19 protein-coding genes are annotated in these 16,487 nt (G+C 63.6%); 13 read left to right on the top strand and 6 right to left on the bottom strand.

The genetic code is table 11. From position 1 onward, the window contains the following. Window positions 1-21 precede the first annotated feature (21 nt). The 3 genes from C793_RS0111960 (at window position 22) to C793_RS0111970 (ending at window position 3,464) form a co-directional block, all read left to right on the top strand. Window positions 22-498 (top strand): DUF2271 domain-containing protein, encoded by a 477-nt coding sequence (locus C793_RS0111960; protein WP_017431185.1) that lies wholly within the window; start codon window positions 22-24, stop codon window positions 496-498. 28 nt (window positions 499-526) lie between these two features. Beyond that, entirely contained in the window at window positions 527-2,752 is a 2,226-nt protein-coding gene (locus C793_RS0111965; protein WP_017431186.1) for a PepSY domain-containing protein, read from the top strand. Window positions 2,753-3,029: 277 nt separating this feature from the next. After that, window positions 3,030-3,464 carry a universal stress protein gene (locus C793_RS0111970; protein WP_017431187.1) on the top strand — a complete coding sequence of 145 codons (435 nt, stop codon included), beginning with the start codon at window positions 3,030-3,032 and terminating at the stop codon, window positions 3,462-3,464. A 269-nt stretch (window positions 3,465-3,733) separates the two neighbouring features. On the opposite strand, the gene C793_RS0111975 is transcribed toward C793_RS0111970, so the two are convergent. The 3 genes from C793_RS0111975 to C793_RS13925 form a co-directional block, all read right to left on the bottom strand. Further along, window positions 3,734-4,066, bottom strand: a complete 333-nt coding sequence (locus C793_RS0111975) for a monooxygenase (protein WP_017431188.1) — start codon at window positions 4,064-4,066, stop codon at window positions 3,734-3,736. Window positions 4,067-4,082: 16 nt separating this feature from the next. After that, window positions 4,083-4,559 (bottom strand): PACE efflux transporter, encoded by a 477-nt coding sequence (locus C793_RS0111980; protein ID WP_017431189.1) that lies wholly within the window; start codon window positions 4,557-4,559, stop codon window positions 4,083-4,085. A 110-nt stretch (window positions 4,560-4,669) separates the two neighbouring features. Then, entirely contained in the window at window positions 4,670-5,008 is a 339-nt protein-coding gene (locus C793_RS13925; RefSeq protein WP_017431190.1) for a PepSY domain-containing protein, read from the bottom strand. Between the two features lie 217 nt (window positions 5,009-5,225). Between C793_RS13925 and C793_RS0111990 the strand changes: the two genes are divergently transcribed. From C793_RS0111990 to C793_RS0112025, 8 genes are all read left to right on the top strand, one after another. Continuing rightward, on the top strand, window positions 5,226-5,885 hold the full coding sequence (locus C793_RS0111990) for a response regulator (RefSeq protein WP_017431191.1): 660 nt from the start codon (window positions 5,226-5,228) through the stop codon (window positions 5,883-5,885). After that, on the top strand, window positions 5,885-7,225 hold the full coding sequence (locus tag C793_RS0111995; protein WP_017431192.1) for a sensor histidine kinase: 1,341 nt from the start codon (window positions 5,885-5,887) through the stop codon (window positions 7,223-7,225). The genes C793_RS0111990 and C793_RS0111995 overlap by 1 nt, the downstream gene beginning before the upstream one ends. A gap of 140 nt (window positions 7,226-7,365) precedes the next feature. Then, the gene (locus tag C793_RS0112000) at window positions 7,366-7,641 is read left to right on the top strand and encodes a PepSY domain-containing protein (RefSeq protein WP_017431193.1); all 276 of its coding nucleotides are present in this window, start codon (window positions 7,366-7,368) and stop codon (window positions 7,639-7,641) included. Beyond that, window positions 7,634-8,185, top strand: coding sequence for a cytochrome b/b6 domain-containing protein (locus C793_RS0112005; RefSeq protein ID WP_017431194.1), 552 nt, complete (start codon window positions 7,634-7,636; stop codon window positions 8,183-8,185). Before C793_RS0112000 ends, C793_RS0112005 begins: the two co-directional genes overlap by 8 nt. Before the next feature lie 322 nt (window positions 8,186-8,507). Then, on the top strand, window positions 8,508-9,023 hold the full coding sequence (locus tag C793_RS0112010) for an iron transporter (protein ID WP_017431195.1): 516 nt from the start codon (window positions 8,508-8,510) through the stop codon (window positions 9,021-9,023). Window positions 9,024-9,122: 99 nt separating this feature from the next. Beyond that, complete coding sequence (locus tag C793_RS0112015; RefSeq protein WP_040475455.1) at window positions 9,123-9,479, top strand: cupredoxin domain-containing protein; 357 nt, start codon at window positions 9,123-9,125, stop codon at window positions 9,477-9,479. A gap of 27 nt (window positions 9,480-9,506) precedes the next feature. Next, complete coding sequence (locus C793_RS0112020) at window positions 9,507-10,370, top strand: FTR1 family iron permease (RefSeq protein ID WP_017431197.1); 864 nt, start codon at window positions 9,507-9,509, stop codon at window positions 10,368-10,370. Then, window positions 10,370-11,794 carry a 4Fe-4S binding protein gene (locus C793_RS0112025; protein WP_017431198.1) on the top strand — a complete coding sequence of 475 codons (1,425 nt, stop codon included), beginning with the start codon at window positions 10,370-10,372 and terminating at the stop codon, window positions 11,792-11,794. Before C793_RS0112020 ends, C793_RS0112025 begins: the two co-directional genes overlap by 1 nt. Window positions 11,795-11,901: 107 nt before the next feature. On the opposite strand, the gene C793_RS0112030 is transcribed toward C793_RS0112025, so the two are convergent. The 3 genes from C793_RS0112030 to C793_RS0112040 form a co-directional block, all read right to left on the bottom strand. Further along, on the bottom strand, window positions 11,902-12,783 hold the full coding sequence (locus tag C793_RS0112030; protein ID WP_017431199.1) for a glycine betaine ABC transporter substrate-binding protein: 882 nt from the start codon (window positions 12,781-12,783) through the stop codon (window positions 11,902-11,904). 87 nt (window positions 12,784-12,870) lie between these two features. Then, window positions 12,871-13,539 (bottom strand): cysteine hydrolase family protein, encoded by a 669-nt coding sequence (locus C793_RS0112035; RefSeq protein ID WP_017431200.1) that lies wholly within the window; start codon window positions 13,537-13,539, stop codon window positions 12,871-12,873. Between the two features lie 49 nt (window positions 13,540-13,588). Beyond that, a complete protein-coding gene (locus tag C793_RS0112040) occupies window positions 13,589-14,155 on the bottom strand; it encodes a GbsR/MarR family transcriptional regulator (protein ID WP_017431201.1) in 567 nt (188 codons plus the stop codon). A gap of 267 nt (window positions 14,156-14,422) precedes the next feature. On the opposite strand from C793_RS0112040, the gene C793_RS0112045 reads away from it, so the two are divergent. Continuing rightward, a complete protein-coding gene (locus C793_RS0112045) occupies window positions 14,423-14,995 on the top strand; it encodes a hypothetical protein (protein WP_017431202.1) in 573 nt (190 codons plus the stop codon). A 25-nt stretch (window positions 14,996-15,020) separates the two neighbouring features. After that, on the top strand, window positions 15,021-16,469 hold the full coding sequence (locus tag C793_RS0112050) for a phospholipase D-like domain-containing protein (protein ID WP_017431203.1): 1,449 nt from the start codon (window positions 15,021-15,023) through the stop codon (window positions 16,467-16,469). Window positions 16,470-16,487 lie beyond the last annotated feature (18 nt).

Genomic DNA, 16,487 nt, shown 5'->3' on the forward strand with positions numbered 1-16,487 from the left:
ACTCGTCATGGAGAACAAACGATGAAAAAGCTCACTCTTGCTCTGGCACTCGGCCTTGCCGCCGCTATCGCGCTGCCGGCCCTCGCCCAGGCACGCGAGGTAACCTTCACCACCGAGCTGCAAGACTACAACGGCGATGGCGCCTACACGGCGCTCTACCTGACCGATGCCAACGGCCGCTACCAGGGCACGCTCTGGGTCGCCGGTGAAAAATCAAAATACTACAAGCACCTGCGTGGCTGGGCACAGGGCAGCGGCTTGCGCAGCAATGAATACGATGGCCTGACAGGAGCTACCGTCGGCAGTGGCCGTTCCATGACCCTCACTCTCGATCTTTCCGACGAGCTGATCGATGCCGGATACGAAGTGCGTGTGGATACCGCTGTCGAGGACAGGCGCGACAATCGCGCCGACGCCGTCATCCCGCTGACCACCGATGGTGCGGGCCAGCCGGTCTCGGGCCGCGGCTACGTTCAATCGCTCCGCTACACCTTCTGATGCTGATCGAACAGGGAGCATAAATACCATGCTACGCCAGCTTCATTCGCTGCCCGGCCTGATCGCGTCGCTATTCGCCATTGTCCTCACGGTAACCGGAGCGGTCCTGTCGCTCAATCCGGCGCTTGAGCGGGCGGGAACCGCGGTGCCCGATGCCGGACAGATTAGCGTCGCCAAGCTGGCCGGCAGAGTAGCGCAGCATTACCCGGGGGCCGAGCAGATCGAACGCACGCCCTCGGGAACTCTCATCGTCTACTACACTCGCGACAACCAGGTAGGCGCCGATCGCGTGGATCCGCGCAACGGGCAGGCCATCGCGGCCTACGAGCCCTCGCAATTCTCGCGCTGGGTAAAGAATCTGCACCGCTCACTGCTGCTCGACACGCCCGGTCGCGCAGCGGCGGGCACCGCGGCACTGGCGATCGTCGTGCTGGCGATCTCGGGCGCCACGCTATTGATGACTCGCCTGGGCGGATGGCGCCAGCTGCTGCGCCCGGTGCGCGGCAGCCTGAGTCAGCGGCTGCATATCGAACCGGGCCGCGCGGCGCTTCTCGGCCTGCTGCTGTCGGCGCTAACCGGAACCTATCTTTCCGCCACCACTTTCGGCCTGGCCCCTGAGGGCATGGAGGCCGAGCCCGACTTCCCGTTGGAGGTCAGCGGTGGCACCCCCGCCGCTATTGACACCCTGACGGCCTTGAAGGCAACGGACCTGAGCGACCTGCAAGAGCTGGTCTACCCCTATCCGGGCGACCCCACCGGGACGTACTCCCTGAACACCGATCAGGGCGCCGGCTATATCGACCCGGCCAGCGGCGAATGGCTCTCCTACCAGCCTCATGGCACCACCCACAGGCTCCATGAGCTCATCTACAGGCTTCACACCGGTGAAGGCTTCTGGTGGCTCGGCCTGACTCTTGGCTTGGCCGCTCTGACAGTGCCGGTAATGGCCGTAACCGGCCCGCTTATTTGGTGGAAGCGCCAGCGCTCGAAGCCCAGGATCGCCGCCAACAGCAGGCCGAACGCCGCGGACAGCGTGGTCCTCGTCGGCAGCGAAAGCAACACCACCTGGGGGTTTGCCAGGGCCCTGCACGACAGCCTGACCAGTGCGGGCCAGCGCGTGCATACCGCCCCCATGAACCAGCTGGCCCCGCACTACCGCAGCGCGAAACAGCTGTTCATCCTCACTGCGACCTATGGGAACGGCAAGGCGCCAGCCTCGGCCAGCCGCTTTCTGGCGCGTCTGAAGAAGATCACCAAAACGCCCGAGCTTCCAGTGGCCGTGCTGGGCTTCGGCGATCAGCAGTTCCCGCATTTCTGCGGCTTCGCGAAGGACGTCGAGGTGGCACTCACTGCCAGAAATTGGCCGCGGCTGCTGCCACTCGACACGATCGACCGACAGTCAGCCCAGGCATTCGCCCGCTGGGGCCACGCCGTGGGCAAGGCGCTCGGCATCGACCTGACACCAGTCCATACCCCGGTACATCCGCGCACCACCGCGCTGAAACTCGCCGAGCGGATCGATTACGGCGCCGACGTTCACGCCCCCACCGCTGTGCTGCGTTTCACGGCGCCCGGCGGTGGCAGAAAGAGCGGCTTGCCAAGCCGCTTGCCGGGACGCAGCGGCCTACCGCACTTCGAGGCCGGCGACCTGGTCGGTATCCTGCCGCCGGGCAGCCCGGTGCCACGCTTCTATTCGCTGGCCTCGGCCTCAAAGGATGGCGTACTGGAGATCTGCGTACGCCAGCATCCCGGCGGCCTGTGCTCGAACTTCCTGCATGCGCTGCCGGTAGGCGACACCATCGACACCTTTATTCAGCCCAATCCCGACTTTCGCCCCGCCTCCAGCAAAGCGCCGGTGGTGCTGATTGGCGCGGGCACCGGCATTGGGCCGCTGGTCGGCTTTATCCGGCGCAACAGAGCGCACCATCCCATGCACCTCTACTGGGGCGGGCGTAATCCGCAATCGGACTTCCTCTATGAAACCGAACTGAATGCCTATCTCGCGGACAGGCGACTAACAGAGCTGAACGCGGCCTTTTCCCGCGTCGATGAGGGTGCCTATGTGCAGGACAGGATTGCCGTGGACGGCGTGGAACTGCGCCGGCTGATCGAGAAGGGCGCGCAGATCCTGGTCTGCGGCGGCAGAGACATGGCGGCAAGCGTCCTGGCGACGCTGAACGAGGTCATCGCGCCGCTCGGCATGGACGTGGCGACGCTCAAGGCCCAGGGGCGCTATCGTGAAGACGTTTATTGACCTCCCAAATAGGCGCAAAACCGTGCATGTCCATGCTGTGCCCAAGGTTGTTTTTCGACTGCAGTTGCCACTTTCTACCCCTATCTTCGAAAGTCCTTGTCGACGCGCTCTCGCCAGCTGGGTCACTGCCCCGGCCTGACGTGTGAATCGTACGTATGAGTGATTCGGCCAGGCAGCACAGGCCTTGCTGTGGTAGGTTGGTGGCCAACACCAGCGATCATGACGCTGGATATCCCGATGTCAGAAACCCAAACGACAGAGATACCGGAGGCCATGTATGTATCAGTCCATTTTGGTGCCCGTTGACGGTTCGGATCAGTCCCGCGCCGCGCTTGAAGTTGCTGCCAAGCTGGTAGCGAGCGAAGCCGGCAACCTGTACGTGCTGAACGCTCAGGAAGCACCGCCTGCCGAGGATGGCATTGGCAAGGTCGCCGGGATGCCCGCACTCAACGCCGATGAGCTCGTACAAAAGCAAGGGCAGGAGGTTATCGAGCAGGCGTGCCGGCAGGTCAAGCTCGACAGCGAGCAGGTGGAACCCATTGTGCGTGCCGGCAAGCCGGCGCATGTCATCCTCTCGGAAGCCAAGCGCCTGGGCGTTGACGCCGTGGTGATGGGCAGCCGTGGTAACAGCAACATCAAGAGCCTGGTGGTCGGCAGCGTTTCCTATCGCGTGATGCACGTTGCGTCCTGCGCGGTGATGGTAGTCGGGTGAAGCGCTGTCGGCGCGGGACGCTTCCCGGCATTGCCGATAGCATTCAGGGGCGGTGACGCCCCTGATCATGCGTTTTTATCTTTCTGTTTTAGAACCCGTTTTTATACGCCCCTCTTCTCCCTTTGCTAACTCCCCGTTTCTATACCCGTTCCTATCTCCCCGTTCCTGCCTATCCCCCTTGCCTATTACGCTATTTCTCTCATGCGCCTTTTTCTCATGGACTCTGTCCCGCACGCTTCCTGTGAAACCGCCCTTTCAGTGCGCAATAACTATTCTGGCTGATCAACAGGGTCTCGCTGATCAACAGGGCCGTGATTGATCCGCGACAGGGGTTCGTTGACGGTAAAAATCCGTGCTTCGATGCCGGCCACGCCCATGTCGTTCAAACGCGCGCGGTGTTTTGCCAGATAGGCCTCGGCACTGGCGATATCGTCGAACAGGTAGACGCCACCCGCTTCATATCGCTCGGGCGACTCGGTCCACAGCTTCCAGCGCAGGCCGGGCTCGTCATTGATGCTGGCGGCGAGGTCGGCCATCGCCTCGCTCATGGCGTCGCCAAAGGGGCCATTGAAGGGGAAATGAATTTGCAGTATGGCAGGCATGGGCAGCTCCAGTGAGTCACAGTCGTTTTACCGTCGGCTGTTTGCGTTGGCGGGTATCGTCGGCCTTGCGGTTTGCGTGGCCGGCACCGACGGGAAACAGGGCATCGTACGCCCAGTTGAAGACGAAGGCGTAGACCACATAAAACATCGAAAACGAAATATCCATGCGGAAGGCCTCCACCACGCCAACGCCGAGATACCAGGCGATAAAGGGCAGCAAGACAATCAGCAGGCCGGCTTCAAAAACAATGGCGTGAAAGACCCGAATCGCCAGGGTTTTGCGCACATCGCCCCGCAGGCGCTGCATGGCGTGGTCAAACCCCAGGTTGTAGAGGTAATTCCAGCCGGTAGCCAGGGTCGCGCCCACCACAGCGACCATGCCGATCGCATCCACGGGCTGGTCGAACAGCCAGGCGCCCATCGGCGTCACCAGCAAAAGGCCGATGATTTCAAACGAGAGCGCGTGGCGAATACGATCCTTGACGGTGCGCATTATGGGGTCCTCCTTATTGGGGGCCTCCTGGTGAGGCCCTCCACGTTGGCGCCCCATTCTGCCCGGATTGGCGCGTTCTGTCACAAGGCACGGCGCGAGTGTCCGGCAGTTCAGTCGGCGTCCGTCTGCTCCCTGATGCGGTAGCGTTCAAGGCCATCGGGCAGGGTTGCACCCGGCGATATCTCCAGCTCCAGCTTGCGCAGGTGCAGCGAGGCCGGGGCGTATTTGGCTTCAACGTCATTGCCGTGAGCATCCTGCCCCCGGGCCTCGTAACAGCCGTCATCGACCTTGATACGGCGCACATCCCAGCCGCTGGCCTCAAGCGCCTGGCGCAAGGTGTCTCGTGGCTGCCAGTCGGCGACCGGGTCGTGGCAGTCATCGTCAGCGTGGCCGACAACCGCGGTCAGCGTGGCCGCCAGGGCGGCAGCGAATATCAGGGGTGTTTTCATGGTCGTTATCTCCCGGGTGATAATGGCAATAGCGGTGTTGATAACCGATCATACTGGCGACTTAACCTGACTGTCAGCTGAACGACAGCGGCGAGACAACGGCATTGGCAGCCTTCAGCTTATCGTCAGCCTGTGTCGTTAGCCTGTGGCGCGGAAAGCCTGTTTTTTGGATCAGCTCAAGGCCCCGGATCAGCAAAGGGCAAAAGGGAGAAAAACGATGCGTGTGTTGCTGGTGGAGGATGCCGCGCTACTCGGCGAGGCGGTGCGCGATCAGATCAGCGAAGATGGCCATGCGGTCGACTGGGTGCAGTGCCTTGATCATGCGACGGCGGCGCTGGCCACCACGGCTTACGACCTGATACTGCTGGATTTGATACTGCCCGACGGCCAGGGGCTGGATCTGCTCAAGCGCCGGCGCCGGGGCGGCGACAGCACGCCGGTGATCATCCTGACGGCGCGGGATCAGCTATCCGACCGTATCGACGGTTTGAACGCCGGGGCGGACGATTACCTGGTCAAGCCCTTTGATCTGTCGGAGCTTTCCGCGCGGGTAGCGGCCGTGGCGCGACGCTATGCGGGCAATCCGAACCCGCTGATCCAACTGGGCGAGCTGGACATTGACCTGGCCAACCATTCGCTGACGCGTGCCGGGCAGAACGTGGCGCTGACCGCCCGGGAGTGGGCCTTGCTGGAAGCGCTTCTGCAGCGCCCCCACGCCCTGCTGTCGCGGTCGCAGCTGGAAGACCGGCTCTATGCCTTCGGCGCCGAAATCGAGAGCAACACCATCGAAGTGCATGTCAGCCGCCTGCGCAAAAAGCTCGGGCGCCACGTTATCGAGACCGTACGCGGCATGGGCTATCGGCTGGGGCAGGCCTGATGCGCACGCCCAGCCTGCAACGTCGTCTGGGCCTGGGCCTGACGCTGGGCGTCACCCTGCTATGGCTGGTGGCGACCGCCGTGACCACGCTGATTGTGGAACGCACCCTCGATAAAACCCTGGACAGCGCCCTGGAAGAAACCGCCCAGCGCATCCTCTCGCTGGCGGTGGTCGAGATCATCAACCGCGAGGATAGCGACCTGCTACAGCAGGTGGCGTCGTTCAGCGCCCACGAGGAATACATTACCTACCTGGTGCGCGGAATGGACGGCGAGCCGCTGCTGGTGTCCCACGATATCGACCTGTCGGTCTTCCCCGAAACGCCCCAAACCGGGCTGCGCAGTACCGCCACCCATCGGATTTACGGCATTTCGGCGGTCAGCGATACGTTTTTCATCGAGGTGGCCGAGCCCCTGTCGTCACGGCGCCAGGCCAAGTGGCAGACCATCGGCCTACTGCTGTTGCCGCTGGCGGGGCTGATTCCGCTGATGCTGGCGGGCATCTGGTGGCTGGTGCGCTACAGCCTGCGCGGCGTTCGAGCGTACCGCGACGCCCTGGAATCCCGCGGGGCGGGCGATCTGTCGCAGGTTGCGGGGCAGGATCTGCCCGCCGAGCTGCTGCCGGTGGCCAACGCCGTGGATCACCTTCTGGAGCGCTTGCGCCGCACGCTCGAGGCCGAGCGCAGCTTTACCGCCAACAGCGCCCACGAGCTGCGTACGCCGCTGGCCTCAACGCTGGCTCAGCTACAGCGCCTGCGCCGCGAGGCGCCCGACGGCCCGGTGCAGGAACGAGCCCGGCATATCGAGGCCTCTCTGCACGACCTGTCGCGGCTGTCACAAAAGCTCATGCAGCTGGCCAGGGCCGATAGCGGCCGCTTTCTCAGCGGCACCCCTCAGGATGTCGTGCCGCTGGTGGCTCATCTGGTGGACGATTTTCAGCGCACCTCGGCGTCGCCCGTGGAGCTCTCGCTGCCCGACGACGGGCCGGTGATGGCCGCCATCGAGGCGGACGCGCTGGCGATTCTGCTGCGCAACCTGATCGAAAACGCGCTCACCCACGGCCAGCCGGACTCCCCTGTTGAGGTGTCGCTGAACGCTACCGGCAGGCTGCGCGTGGTTAACGCCGGGCCGGTGGTGCCGGGCGCCGAGCTGGCGCGGCTAACAGAGCGTTTTCAACGCGGCGGAAGCCCTGCCGGCGGGTCCGGCCTGGGGCTTGCCATTGTCCGGGCGATTGCCGAGGGCGCGGGAGCCGAGCTGACGCTGATGTCGCCGGCAGCGGACCGCTCCGATGGCTTTGAGGCGCGTCTGCAGCTGGCGATGCCCGCGTTCAGCCTCCCGTAAGGTCGGGATGTTGTGATGGTGACCATGCCGAAACGGCATACAGGATCCTCTACCGGGATCACCACACAAACGCTGCCAAAAAACGCGCCAAACAGGCCATCAAACCCGGCCTGCGCGAACGGCCCTCGAAGGAGATTCCCATGAAAATCGATGCCATCATCGCGGCTGCCCTGTTGACCACCGCTGCCGGCGCTGCCGTTGCCGGCCCGCAGTGCACCGAGGCGCCGTCATCGGACTGGATGGACCAGGACGCCTTTCAGCAGGACCTGAAGGATCAGGGCTACAGCATCGACAAATTCAAGGTCACCGACGGCCAGTGCTTCGAGATCTACGGCGAGGACAAGGATGGCGTCAAGGTCGAGATCTACTTCAACCCGGTCAGCGGCGATGCCGTGAAGGCCTACCGCAATGAGTAAAGCGCAACAGCCAAACGCCTCCGCCGATGGCAGCCAGGTCAAGGTCTGGGACCCGGCGGTGCGCCTCTTTCACTGGGGGCTGGTGGCGGCGTTTGCCGCCGCCTGGTTCACTGCGGATGACTATCGCAGCATCCATGAGTGGGTCGGCTATGTCGCGCTGGGGCTGGTGGCCTTTCGCCTGGTTTGGGGGCTGATCGGCAGCCGCCATGCACGCTTCGGCGATTTTGTCCCCGGCCCCGGGGAGCTGACGAGCTACCTGCGGCGCACCCTGAAACACCGGCAGCCGCGCTACCTGGGCCACAACCCTGCCGCTGCCGTGATGATTCTGTTTCTGCTGCTGGCGGTTATCACCATTGGCGCCAGCGGCTGGCTAATGACCACCGACTGGGGCTGGGGCAGCGAAAGCCTCGAAGACTTCCACGAAACGGTGGTGAACATCACCCTGGTGGCGATTGCGCTGCATGTCGCGGGCGCGATTGTGGAAAGCCGCCACCACCGGGAAAACCTCGTCCGCTCGATGGTGACCGGCTACAAACGCCGCTGAGATGCGCCGGTAGCGATTACCGATCGCAAGGCGTAAGGCTGCCTGGCTGTTTCGGGCAGCCTCCGGCGCGCTCATCATTTCTCAAGTTCGCTTTCTCACGCTTGCTTTCTTCTCGTCTGCCTTTCCCCACCCGCTTTTCCCCACCCGCTTTTCCTCGCCGGCCTTTCCTCACAGGCTTTGCCGCGCCGCCTGCGCTAATCCTGATTTATCCGTTTCCGGTGTCCGCGACCCGCCGGTTTGAAAATAATGTTGCGACTGACTCTCATTTATAGGTATGATCATTTCGTAATCACTATGATAACCGTTATCATGAGGAGTCCGGATGAAACGTCTTGCACTTGTCGCACTGCCGCTGACCGCGTTTGCCACCCAAGCGCTGGCGCTTGAATATCCCATCGGTGAGCCGAAGCTGGAACATGGCATGGAGATCGCTGCGGTCTACCTGCAGCCGGTAACCATGAAACCGGCCGGCGAGCTGCAGGCGGACCAGGCCGACATACACCTGGAAGCGGATATCCACGCGCTGGAGGATAACCCCAACGGCTTTGCGCCGGGCGCCTGGGTGCCTTATCTGGACGTCGACTACGAGCTGACCAAGAAAGGCAGCGATAGCGTTATTGACGGCAGCTTTATGGCGATGATGGCCAACGACGGCACCCACTACGGCGCCAACGTCAAGCTGGATGGCCCGGGTGAGTATCACTTGACCTACACCATCCAGGCGCCGCAGCTGCAGCGCCATATCGACAAGGAAACCGGCGTCGCCGAATGGTATGACACCTTTGAAGTGGACTACGACTTCGTTTACGCCGGCACCGGCAAGAAAGGCGGCTACTAAAGCCTGACCCGACGGCAAAGCCGCTGATTCTCGCCTTATCACCCTTTTGACTCGGCGTGGCCGATGCGCGCCGAGTCTACCGCACCCGGGCACAGACGCATGAAAACACCGACTCTCGCCCCCACTGGATTGCAGGCCGCACTATGCGGCCTGGCGCTGCTGGTGTTCGCCGCCGTGGCTCAGGCCGGCAGCTTGCCGGCCTACGACCTGGACCTGCACAACGGCGAGCTCAAGCCCGACGAGCTGCATGTCGAGGCCGGCGAGCGCTTCAAGATCAACCTGCACAATACCGGCAACACACCGGTGGAGTTTGAAAGCCGTTCCCTGCGCAAGGAGAAGGTGATGGGGCCGGGCGTTGACTCCTTTGTGGTGATTCACCCGCTCAAGCCGGGGGAATATGATTTTTTTGACGAGTTTCATCTGCCGGACGCTCGCGGCCTGGTCATCGCCGAGTGACCTGACCGCCACCCATAGGAGGCACGCATGAACGAACAGGTTCTGTTTATCGTCTGGCGCGAGAGCGTCGAGGCGATTCTGGTCGTGGGGATTGCCTACGCCTGGCTCAAGCAATCGCAGGCGCGCATGGGGCTACGTTATCTGTGGCTCGGGGTGCTGGGCGGGCTACTGCTCGCCGGGCTGATGGGCGTGGGCCTGATGAGCGCCGGCAGCTTTCTGCAGGGCCAGGCGCAAGAGGTCTTTCAGGCCGCGATGGTGTTGATTGCCTGCGTGCTGATTGTGCAGATGGTGGTGTGGATGCGCACGCACGGGCGCACGCTCAAGGCGGAGATGCACCAGGGGCTGGCAACCTCCATGGCAGAGTCGCGCTATTGGGGCATTGCCCTGCTGGTGGCCATCGCCGTGGCTCGGGAAGGCTCCGAAACCATGGTATTTCTCTACGGCATGGGCATGGTGCAGCTGCAGGCCGGCGGGATAACCGGCTTTGTGCTCTCCGCGCTGGTCGGCTTCGGGCTGGCGCTGGTAACCTTCTGGGTGCTGCAGATGGGCACGCGGATCTTTTCCTGGAAGCTGTTTTTCCGCATTACCGAAGTGCTGCTGCTGTTTCTTGCCGCCTCACTGTTTGTCTCCGGCCTGGAACGGCTGTTGGGGCTGGGCGTGCTGCCCGCCGGCCCGGACCCGCTGTGGGATACCAGCGCCTTGCTGGATGACGGCAGCGGCATCGGCGGTATTCTGGCAGCCTTTGCCGGCTACCGCGCCTGGCCGCCGTTCACCGTGGTGGCCGGCTACGCGGCGTATTGGCTGGTGGTCGTGGGCCTGTTGCGCTGGCAGCGCCAGCGTGCCGCGCCGGCTTCCTCCGGCTCGCATCGGGTAAGCGCGGAGCAGGCCTGATGGGCGCCTGTCAGGCTCAAAGCGCCGGCGCCGCACCGCGCAACCCCAGGCTGGCAGCGCTGGGGCACGCCATGCAGCGCAACCGCAAGACCATCCAGATCATTCAGTGGGTGGTGGTCGCCTTTTATGCGTTTCTGCTGCTGGTACCCGCCTGGCTGCCTCTGCCGGGCTATCAGGCGCATATCCTCTCCAATCTGACCGTGTTTGCCGCCTTTGTCTTCTGGGGTATCTGGTGGCCGTTCGTGCTGGTCAGCATGGTGCTCTTCGGGCGCCTCTGGTGCGGGGTGTTCTGCCCCGAGGGCTCGCTTTCCGAAGCGGCCAGCCGGGTGGGTCTGGGCCGGCCCATTCCGCGCTGGATACGCTGGAAGGGCTGGCCGTTCGTGGCCTTTCTCGGCACCACGCTGTACGGCCAGATGGCCAGCGTTTACCAGTACCCGACCGGCGCGCTGGTGGTGCTCGGCGGCTCCACCGTCGCCGCCGTGGTCGTGGGACTGATCTACGGCAAGGGCACCCGGGTATGGTGTCGCCACCTTTGCCCGGTCAACGGCGTGTTCGCGCTGCTCGCCAAGATAGCCCCGGTGCACTACCACACCGACAAGGCCGCCTGGGAAGACTTCAACCGCCGCGCCCGCCAAGGCGAGGTGGCCCGGCATGCCGCGCCGGATTGCGCACCGCTGATTCCGCTCAAGCAGCTCGACAGCACCAGCGACTGCCACATGTGCGCGCGCTGCAGCGACTACAAGGGCGCCATTCAGCTACAGGCGCGCAAGCCGGGCAGCGAGCTGGTCACGCCCAGCCGCGACCGCCCCGCCACCGGCTGGGAGTTTGCGCTGCTGGTCTTCGGCTTGCTGGGCATCGCCATCGGCGCCTTTCACTGGACGGCCAGCCCCTGGTTTGTGCAACTGAAACAGCTCAGCGCCACCTGGCTGGTCAGCCACGGCTGGCTCTGGCCGCTGGAAACCACCGCACCCTGGTGGGTACTCACCAACTACCCGGGGCAGAATGACGTCTTCAACCTCCTCGACGGCACCCTGCTGGTCGGCTACATCCTCGCCACGGGGCTGGTCATGGGGACGCTGTTGAGCCTGAGCCTGTCGCTCGCCAACCGCACGCTGGGCGCCTGGTCCTGGCAGCGGCTGTGGCACCTGGGCTACGCGTTGATCCCGCTGGGCGGGCTCGGGGTGTTTCTCGGCCTTTCCACCGTGACGGTAACGCTGCTGCGCGGCGACGGCCTGAGCATGCTCTGGGTCAACGACGCCCGAGCGGCACTGCTGGCCGCCACCAGCAGCTGGTGCCTGTATCTGGGCTGGAAGATTCTCGGTCATTACGCGGCGGGGCTACGCCGCGTGCTCGCCCTGAGCGGCATCGCGCTGGCCATCGGCGTGGTGCTGTTTGCCTGGTGGCTGCTGTTCCTGGGCTGGTAGCTTTTACCGGGCTGGAAAAGGTCTCCACACAGGGCAGCTGGACCTCGCACAAAAAACGGCGGCAGGCCGAACCTGCCGCCGTCGCGGTGGTAACGCTCAGCGATATATTACTTGCCCAGCATGGCGTCTACCCGTTCGCGGTTGTCGTCGATCCACTCGGCGGCAGACGTCTCGAATGGCACGCCGTCATCTTCGTATGCGGCCATCATGGTTTCCAGCGCTTCCACGCTGATGTGCCACTGAGACATGATGTCGTAGGCGCGCGGATATTTGTCCTCAAGGCCTTCGTAGGAGAGCACAAAGACGCTGTCGTATTTGAAGTGGCCTTGGGTATCTTCCAGAAACTTGAGGTCGAACTGGGAGAACATGGAGTGCGGCCGCCAGCCGGTGATAATAAACGGCTCCTCGTCGGGCACCTTCTCGCGGATCACCCCCATCATCGCCGCCTCGCTGGTATAGGCGTGCTGATAGCCGTCGAGGTCGTAGTCCTCGTCCGCCATGACCTCTTCGGAGATATCCACGATCCCCGCGCCGACGCCGATGGTCACCACGCGGCCGTCAAACTTATCGGCCTTGCCCGCCAGATCGTCGATGGTTTCCTCTTCTACGTAGTCGGGTACTACCCAGCCCAGCGGCACATCTTCATAGCTTGTGGCGACTTTTTGCAGGTCGTCCTGGTAGTCATTCCACAGCGCTTCCTCGGTGTAGGGCAGCCAGGCATCCATGAAAAAATCGATCTGCTCGGCCTGCATGCCCTGAAAGATCGCCGGCTGGGCAAGCAGCTTGGTTTCGACGTTATAGCCGGCTTCTTCCAGAATCTGCCTGGCGATGGTCGTCGGGGCTTCGGTGCTGGTCCAGGCCGGCATGCCGAAGGTGATGGTCTTGTCGTCAACGCCTTCGGCGGTCAGCGGCGGCTGCTCGGCAGCGTGGGCGCCCGCGGCGATCAGCGCCGAGGTGAGAAGCGTGGCGGATAAGCGCAAGTAAGGCATGGTATCTCCTCTTTTTGCTTGTCTTGACTACTGTTGATCTTCGGCTTTTGCGTGTTGTGATCGGTTGTCGTCGTGAAAGGCGCTGGCTTACGACGAGGGCGCGACGAGCTTGCCGAACGTCTCGCGTAGCGTTTCCGGCTCGAAGGGCAGCGCGTCGGCCTCGCTTGCCTGCCAGGCGGTATAATCGCCGCCGCCCACCCGAGCGATTGCGTTGTCGGTATCCAGCACTTCCAGGGCATATACCCAGTTGGCCATGATCGTCAGCGCGGCCATGTGGGCGCCCTCGTTGGAAGCGGTGCACATGTCGTGAACCAGCTGGAGACGGTAGTCGCGGAAATAGGCATCGAATACCGACGTCATCAGGCAGCCGTCGGTCACCACGCCGCCGATGATCAGATGTTTCACGCCGAGGCTTTTCAGCATCAAATCCAGGCTGGTGTCGAAGAAGGCGCTCCAGCGGTATTTATCGATCACGATATCGCCGTCCTCGGGCGCCACCTCGTCCAGAATGTCGATGCTGTCGCGGTTATCGGCGTAGAACTGCGGTTCACCGCTGGCGTGCCGGGGCTCGTCGAGCGAAAGCCCGACGCCGTCGTGGCGGTTGATCTGGCGGGTATAGATCACCGGAATGCCCGCCGCGCGGCAGGCCGCGATCGTGCGCCGGGTATTGCGCACCACCGCGTCCATGCCGAACAAACCAAATCCGCTTTCCTTCTGCAGGTCGATGACCACCAGGGCCGTGTCGGTTGTCGTCATGCTGTCTTGTCTCTTGTCAGAATCGTCTCTTTGTCAGAGTCGTTGCTTTTCAGGATTCGCGCCCCGCAGAGCCTTCGTCGGACTCGGGCCGGGGAAAGTGCGCAAAGATATCGCCGGACTCCATAGCGTTGGCCAGCCGCATGATCCACGTCAGATAGGCTTTCGAGCCGTTCACCAGCTCGGCGTCCTTCGCCGCGATTTCCCGGGTCTCGCTGTCGGCGGCGTTGTCGGCCAGATCGCGCATCTGCGGCTCTACCTGCTCGACCGCCTTGTAGAGGACACCGCGCTCAAGGCGCAGCATCTTGACCATGAAGCTCAGAAAGTTCTGAAAGAAATCCCGCTCGGCGATGTAATGGTCCTTGCGATCGCCTTTCTTCCACACCTTGACCACCATGCCGGTATCCATCAGTTCGCGGATGCCGGTGCTCACGCTGGCCTTGCTCATGGCGACTTCGTCCTTGATGTCATCGAGGGTCATCGGCGCCTCGGCGAAATAGAGCACGGCGTAAATTCGCCCGACCGAAGGCGTCACGCCATAGGCCACCATGCTCTGGGCAATGGCGCTGATCATCACGTCGCGCGCTTCCTGCAGGCGCTGGGCATCGGTTTCGGGCATGGCACTCACTTATTCAATAATTATTGAACATTTTGAACAAAGTAAATAAAGAGGCGCACTCGGTCAACAGCATCGCGCGGCTGGCACCGGGACAGAGACAAGTCGACTTGCAGCGGCATCCACGCTGACGGGGACTAAACAGGCGCGTACGCGCCGTGGCTGATAGACTGGGCGCTTTCCACCATCGGGCGGCTGCCTTGCTTCGTCCCGCTTTCATGACAATCAACCCATGCAGGAGACCCCGTCCATGCGCAGGAGAGCCACGCCATGCGAGTGATTCAAGTCCACGATGCCGATCAGCGTGAAGCCTGCCTGGCGCGGCTGTGCGCCGAGGCGTTCGGCGATAACGCCGGCCTGACGCCGCTGCTGCGCTTTGCCGGGGTGACCGCTGTGCTGTTTGAACAGCAGGCGGCACGCGTCTTTGCGCTGGCGGACGATGATGGCCGACCGCTGGCGCTGGCTCTACTGGTGCTGGACAAGGACAACCAGGGCATGACGCCCGTGCTGATGGGGGATCTTGACGCTGCGAACGGCGAATCACCTGCCATGCGGCTACTCGGTGAACTCGCCCGGCGCGCCCCGCTGTGCATGGAGGCCGGCGATGCCGCCGAGCAGACACGCCTCGAAAGCGCCGGCATCACCCGCTGGTTTGACGACTCCCGGGGGCGCCGTATTGGCCTGAATGCCCGACACCCGGCCACCACACGCGAAGAGATCGCTCCCGTGCTCGGCGTCGATGACGCCGCCGTGGCCCAGAACCTCAAGCAGAACCGCCCGCTGTTCGACGACTATAAGCAGCGTTTTATCAACGGCCTGGCGGCATTTCCGGCGACGTTGTAAGCACCAACACCGGCGAGGACCCCGCATGTGGCGATGGCTACTACTGCTACTGCTTCTGGCCTGGCTGGCCATGGGCATCTGGCAGCGTTACAAGCCCCTGCCCGACGGCACGGGCGTGGCCTGGCCTCAACGCGAGGCCGATAATGTCCGCCTGCTCACCAATGAAACCTGGTACGACGCCAACGGGCAGCGGCATTATCAACAGGCCATTTTTGATGAAGCGCTGGCCATGATTGGCCAGGCCCGGCGGCGGGTCATGGTGGACATGTTCCTGTTCAACAATTTTGCCGCCGACGCCAACAACGCCGACATGCGCCCGCTCTCCGGCGAGCTTACCGAGGCGCTGATAGCGCAGAAAACCCGGCACCCGGGCATGACCGTGACGCTGATCACCGACCCGCTCAATACGCTTTACGGCGGCCTGATGCCGAAACATCTGGCGCGGCTCAAGGATGCCGGCGTTGAGCTTGTAATCACCGACGTCGCGCGGCTTCGGGCCTCCAATCCGCTGTGGTCGGGCCTTTGGCATCTGGGCCTGAACCGCCTGGGCAACAGCAGCGACGCCGGCTGGCTGCCCAACCCGCTGGGCCAGGGCACCATCACCCTGCGCAGCTACCTGGCGCTTGCCAACTTCCGCGCCAACCACCGCAAGACGCTGGTGGTCGACCACGGCGACAGCTGGGCCGGGCTGGTGACAAGCGCCAACCCTCACGACGCCAGCAGCCGGCACGATAACGTCGCCCTGCGCTTTGACGGCCCCGCCGCTCTGGATCTGCTGGCGTCCGAGCGCCTTCTGGCCCGGTGGTCCGGCGGAAGCGAGGCGGCCATCAAGCCGGCCGCACAGCGCCCCGCCTCTGAGCCGGCGAAGAGCCACGCCCCGCGGCTGCGTATTCTCACCGAAGCGGCCATCCGCGATGCCCTGCTTGACCGTATTCGGCAGGCAGAACCCGGCGAGCGGCTGGATATCGCGGTGTTCTATTTATCCCACCGCCCGCTGATAGAGGCGTTGAAAGCGGCCCGCCGGCGCGGCGTCGAGGTGCGGGTGCTGCTCGACCCCAACCGCCAGGCGTTCGGTATTGCCAAAAGCGGCGTGCCCAACCGGCCGGTGGCCGCCGAGCTGGTGGAGGCCGGCATCAAGGTGCGCTGGTGCCTGACCCGGGGCGAGCAGTGCCACACCAAGCTGCTGCTGCACCGGCCAGGCCCCGAGGCGGCAACCGACCGCGCTTCGATGATCCTCGGCTCGGCCAACTTCACCCGCCGCAACCTGGACAACCTCAACCTGGAAACCAGCGTGGAGCTGACCGGCCGCCCGCACACCCCGGCCATTGCCCGGGCCACCGCGCTGTTTGAACGCCAGTGGCAGCCTCGGGAAGACCACCGCACCAGCCAGGCGTTGGCCCCCGATAAAGCCCCCGGCCCGCTCACCTACTGGCGCTACCGGATCATGGAAGCCACGGGGCTGTCGACGTTTTAGGCCGCCATTAAGCGCCTC

Origin of the sequence: Vreelandella jeotgali Hwa, from assembly GCF_000334215.1 — a bacterium.
Taxonomy (GTDB): domain Bacteria; phylum Pseudomonadota; class Gammaproteobacteria; order Pseudomonadales; family Halomonadaceae; genus Vreelandella; species Vreelandella jeotgali.

What these genes read in the sequence shown, in the direction of transcription:
- C793_RS0112020 (WP_017431197.1), top strand. Translation starts at nt 9,507, where the DNA reads ATGAACGAACAGGTTCTGTTTATCGTCTGGCGCGAGAGCGTCGAGGCG.
- C793_RS0112050 (WP_017431203.1), top strand. Translation starts at nt 15,021, where the DNA reads ATGTGGCGATGGCTACTACTGCTACTGCTTCTGGCCTGGCTGGCCATG.
- C793_RS0111990 (WP_017431191.1), top strand. Translation starts at nt 5,226, where the DNA reads ATGCGTGTGTTGCTGGTGGAGGATGCCGCGCTACTCGGCGAGGCGGTG.
- C793_RS0112000 (WP_017431193.1), top strand. Translation starts at nt 7,366, where the DNA reads ATGAAAATCGATGCCATCATCGCGGCTGCCCTGTTGACCACCGCTGCC.
- C793_RS0112005 (WP_017431194.1), top strand. Translation starts at nt 7,634, where the DNA reads ATGAGTAAAGCGCAACAGCCAAACGCCTCCGCCGATGGCAGCCAGGTC.
- C793_RS0112025 (WP_017431198.1), top strand. Translation starts at nt 10,370, where the DNA reads ATGGGCGCCTGTCAGGCTCAAAGCGCCGGCGCCGCACCGCGCAACCCC.
- C793_RS0111975 (WP_017431188.1), bottom strand. Translation starts at nt 4,066, where the DNA reads ATGCCTGCCATACTGCAAATTCATTTCCCCTTCAATGGCCCCTTTGGC.
- C793_RS0111965 (WP_017431186.1), top strand. Translation starts at nt 527, where the DNA reads ATGCTACGCCAGCTTCATTCGCTGCCCGGCCTGATCGCGTCGCTATTC.
- C793_RS0112015 (WP_040475455.1), top strand. Translation starts at nt 9,123, where the DNA reads ATGAAAACACCGACTCTCGCCCCCACTGGATTGCAGGCCGCACTATGC.
- C793_RS13925 (WP_017431190.1), bottom strand. Translation starts at nt 5,008, where the DNA reads ATGAAAACACCCCTGATATTCGCTGCCGCCCTGGCGGCCACGCTGACC.
- C793_RS0112045 (WP_017431202.1), top strand. Translation starts at nt 14,423, where the DNA reads ATGCGAGTGATTCAAGTCCACGATGCCGATCAGCGTGAAGCCTGCCTG.
- C793_RS0112040 (WP_017431201.1), bottom strand. Translation starts at nt 14,155, where the DNA reads ATGCCCGAAACCGATGCCCAGCGCCTGCAGGAAGCGCGCGACGTGATG.
- C793_RS0111970 (WP_017431187.1), top strand. Translation starts at nt 3,030, where the DNA reads ATGTATCAGTCCATTTTGGTGCCCGTTGACGGTTCGGATCAGTCCCGC.
- C793_RS0111995 (WP_017431192.1), top strand. Translation starts at nt 5,885, where the DNA reads ATGCGCACGCCCAGCCTGCAACGTCGTCTGGGCCTGGGCCTGACGCTG.
- C793_RS0112010 (WP_017431195.1), top strand. Translation starts at nt 8,508, where the DNA reads ATGAAACGTCTTGCACTTGTCGCACTGCCGCTGACCGCGTTTGCCACC.
- C793_RS0111960 (WP_017431185.1), top strand. Translation starts at nt 22, where the DNA reads ATGAAAAAGCTCACTCTTGCTCTGGCACTCGGCCTTGCCGCCGCTATC.
- C793_RS0112035 (WP_017431200.1), bottom strand. Translation starts at nt 13,539, where the DNA reads ATGACGACAACCGACACGGCCCTGGTGGTCATCGACCTGCAGAAGGAA.
- C793_RS0112030 (WP_017431199.1), bottom strand. Translation starts at nt 12,783, where the DNA reads ATGCCTTACTTGCGCTTATCCGCCACGCTTCTCACCTCGGCGCTGATC.
- C793_RS0111980 (WP_017431189.1), bottom strand. Translation starts at nt 4,559, where the DNA reads ATGCGCACCGTCAAGGATCGTATTCGCCACGCGCTCTCGTTTGAAATC.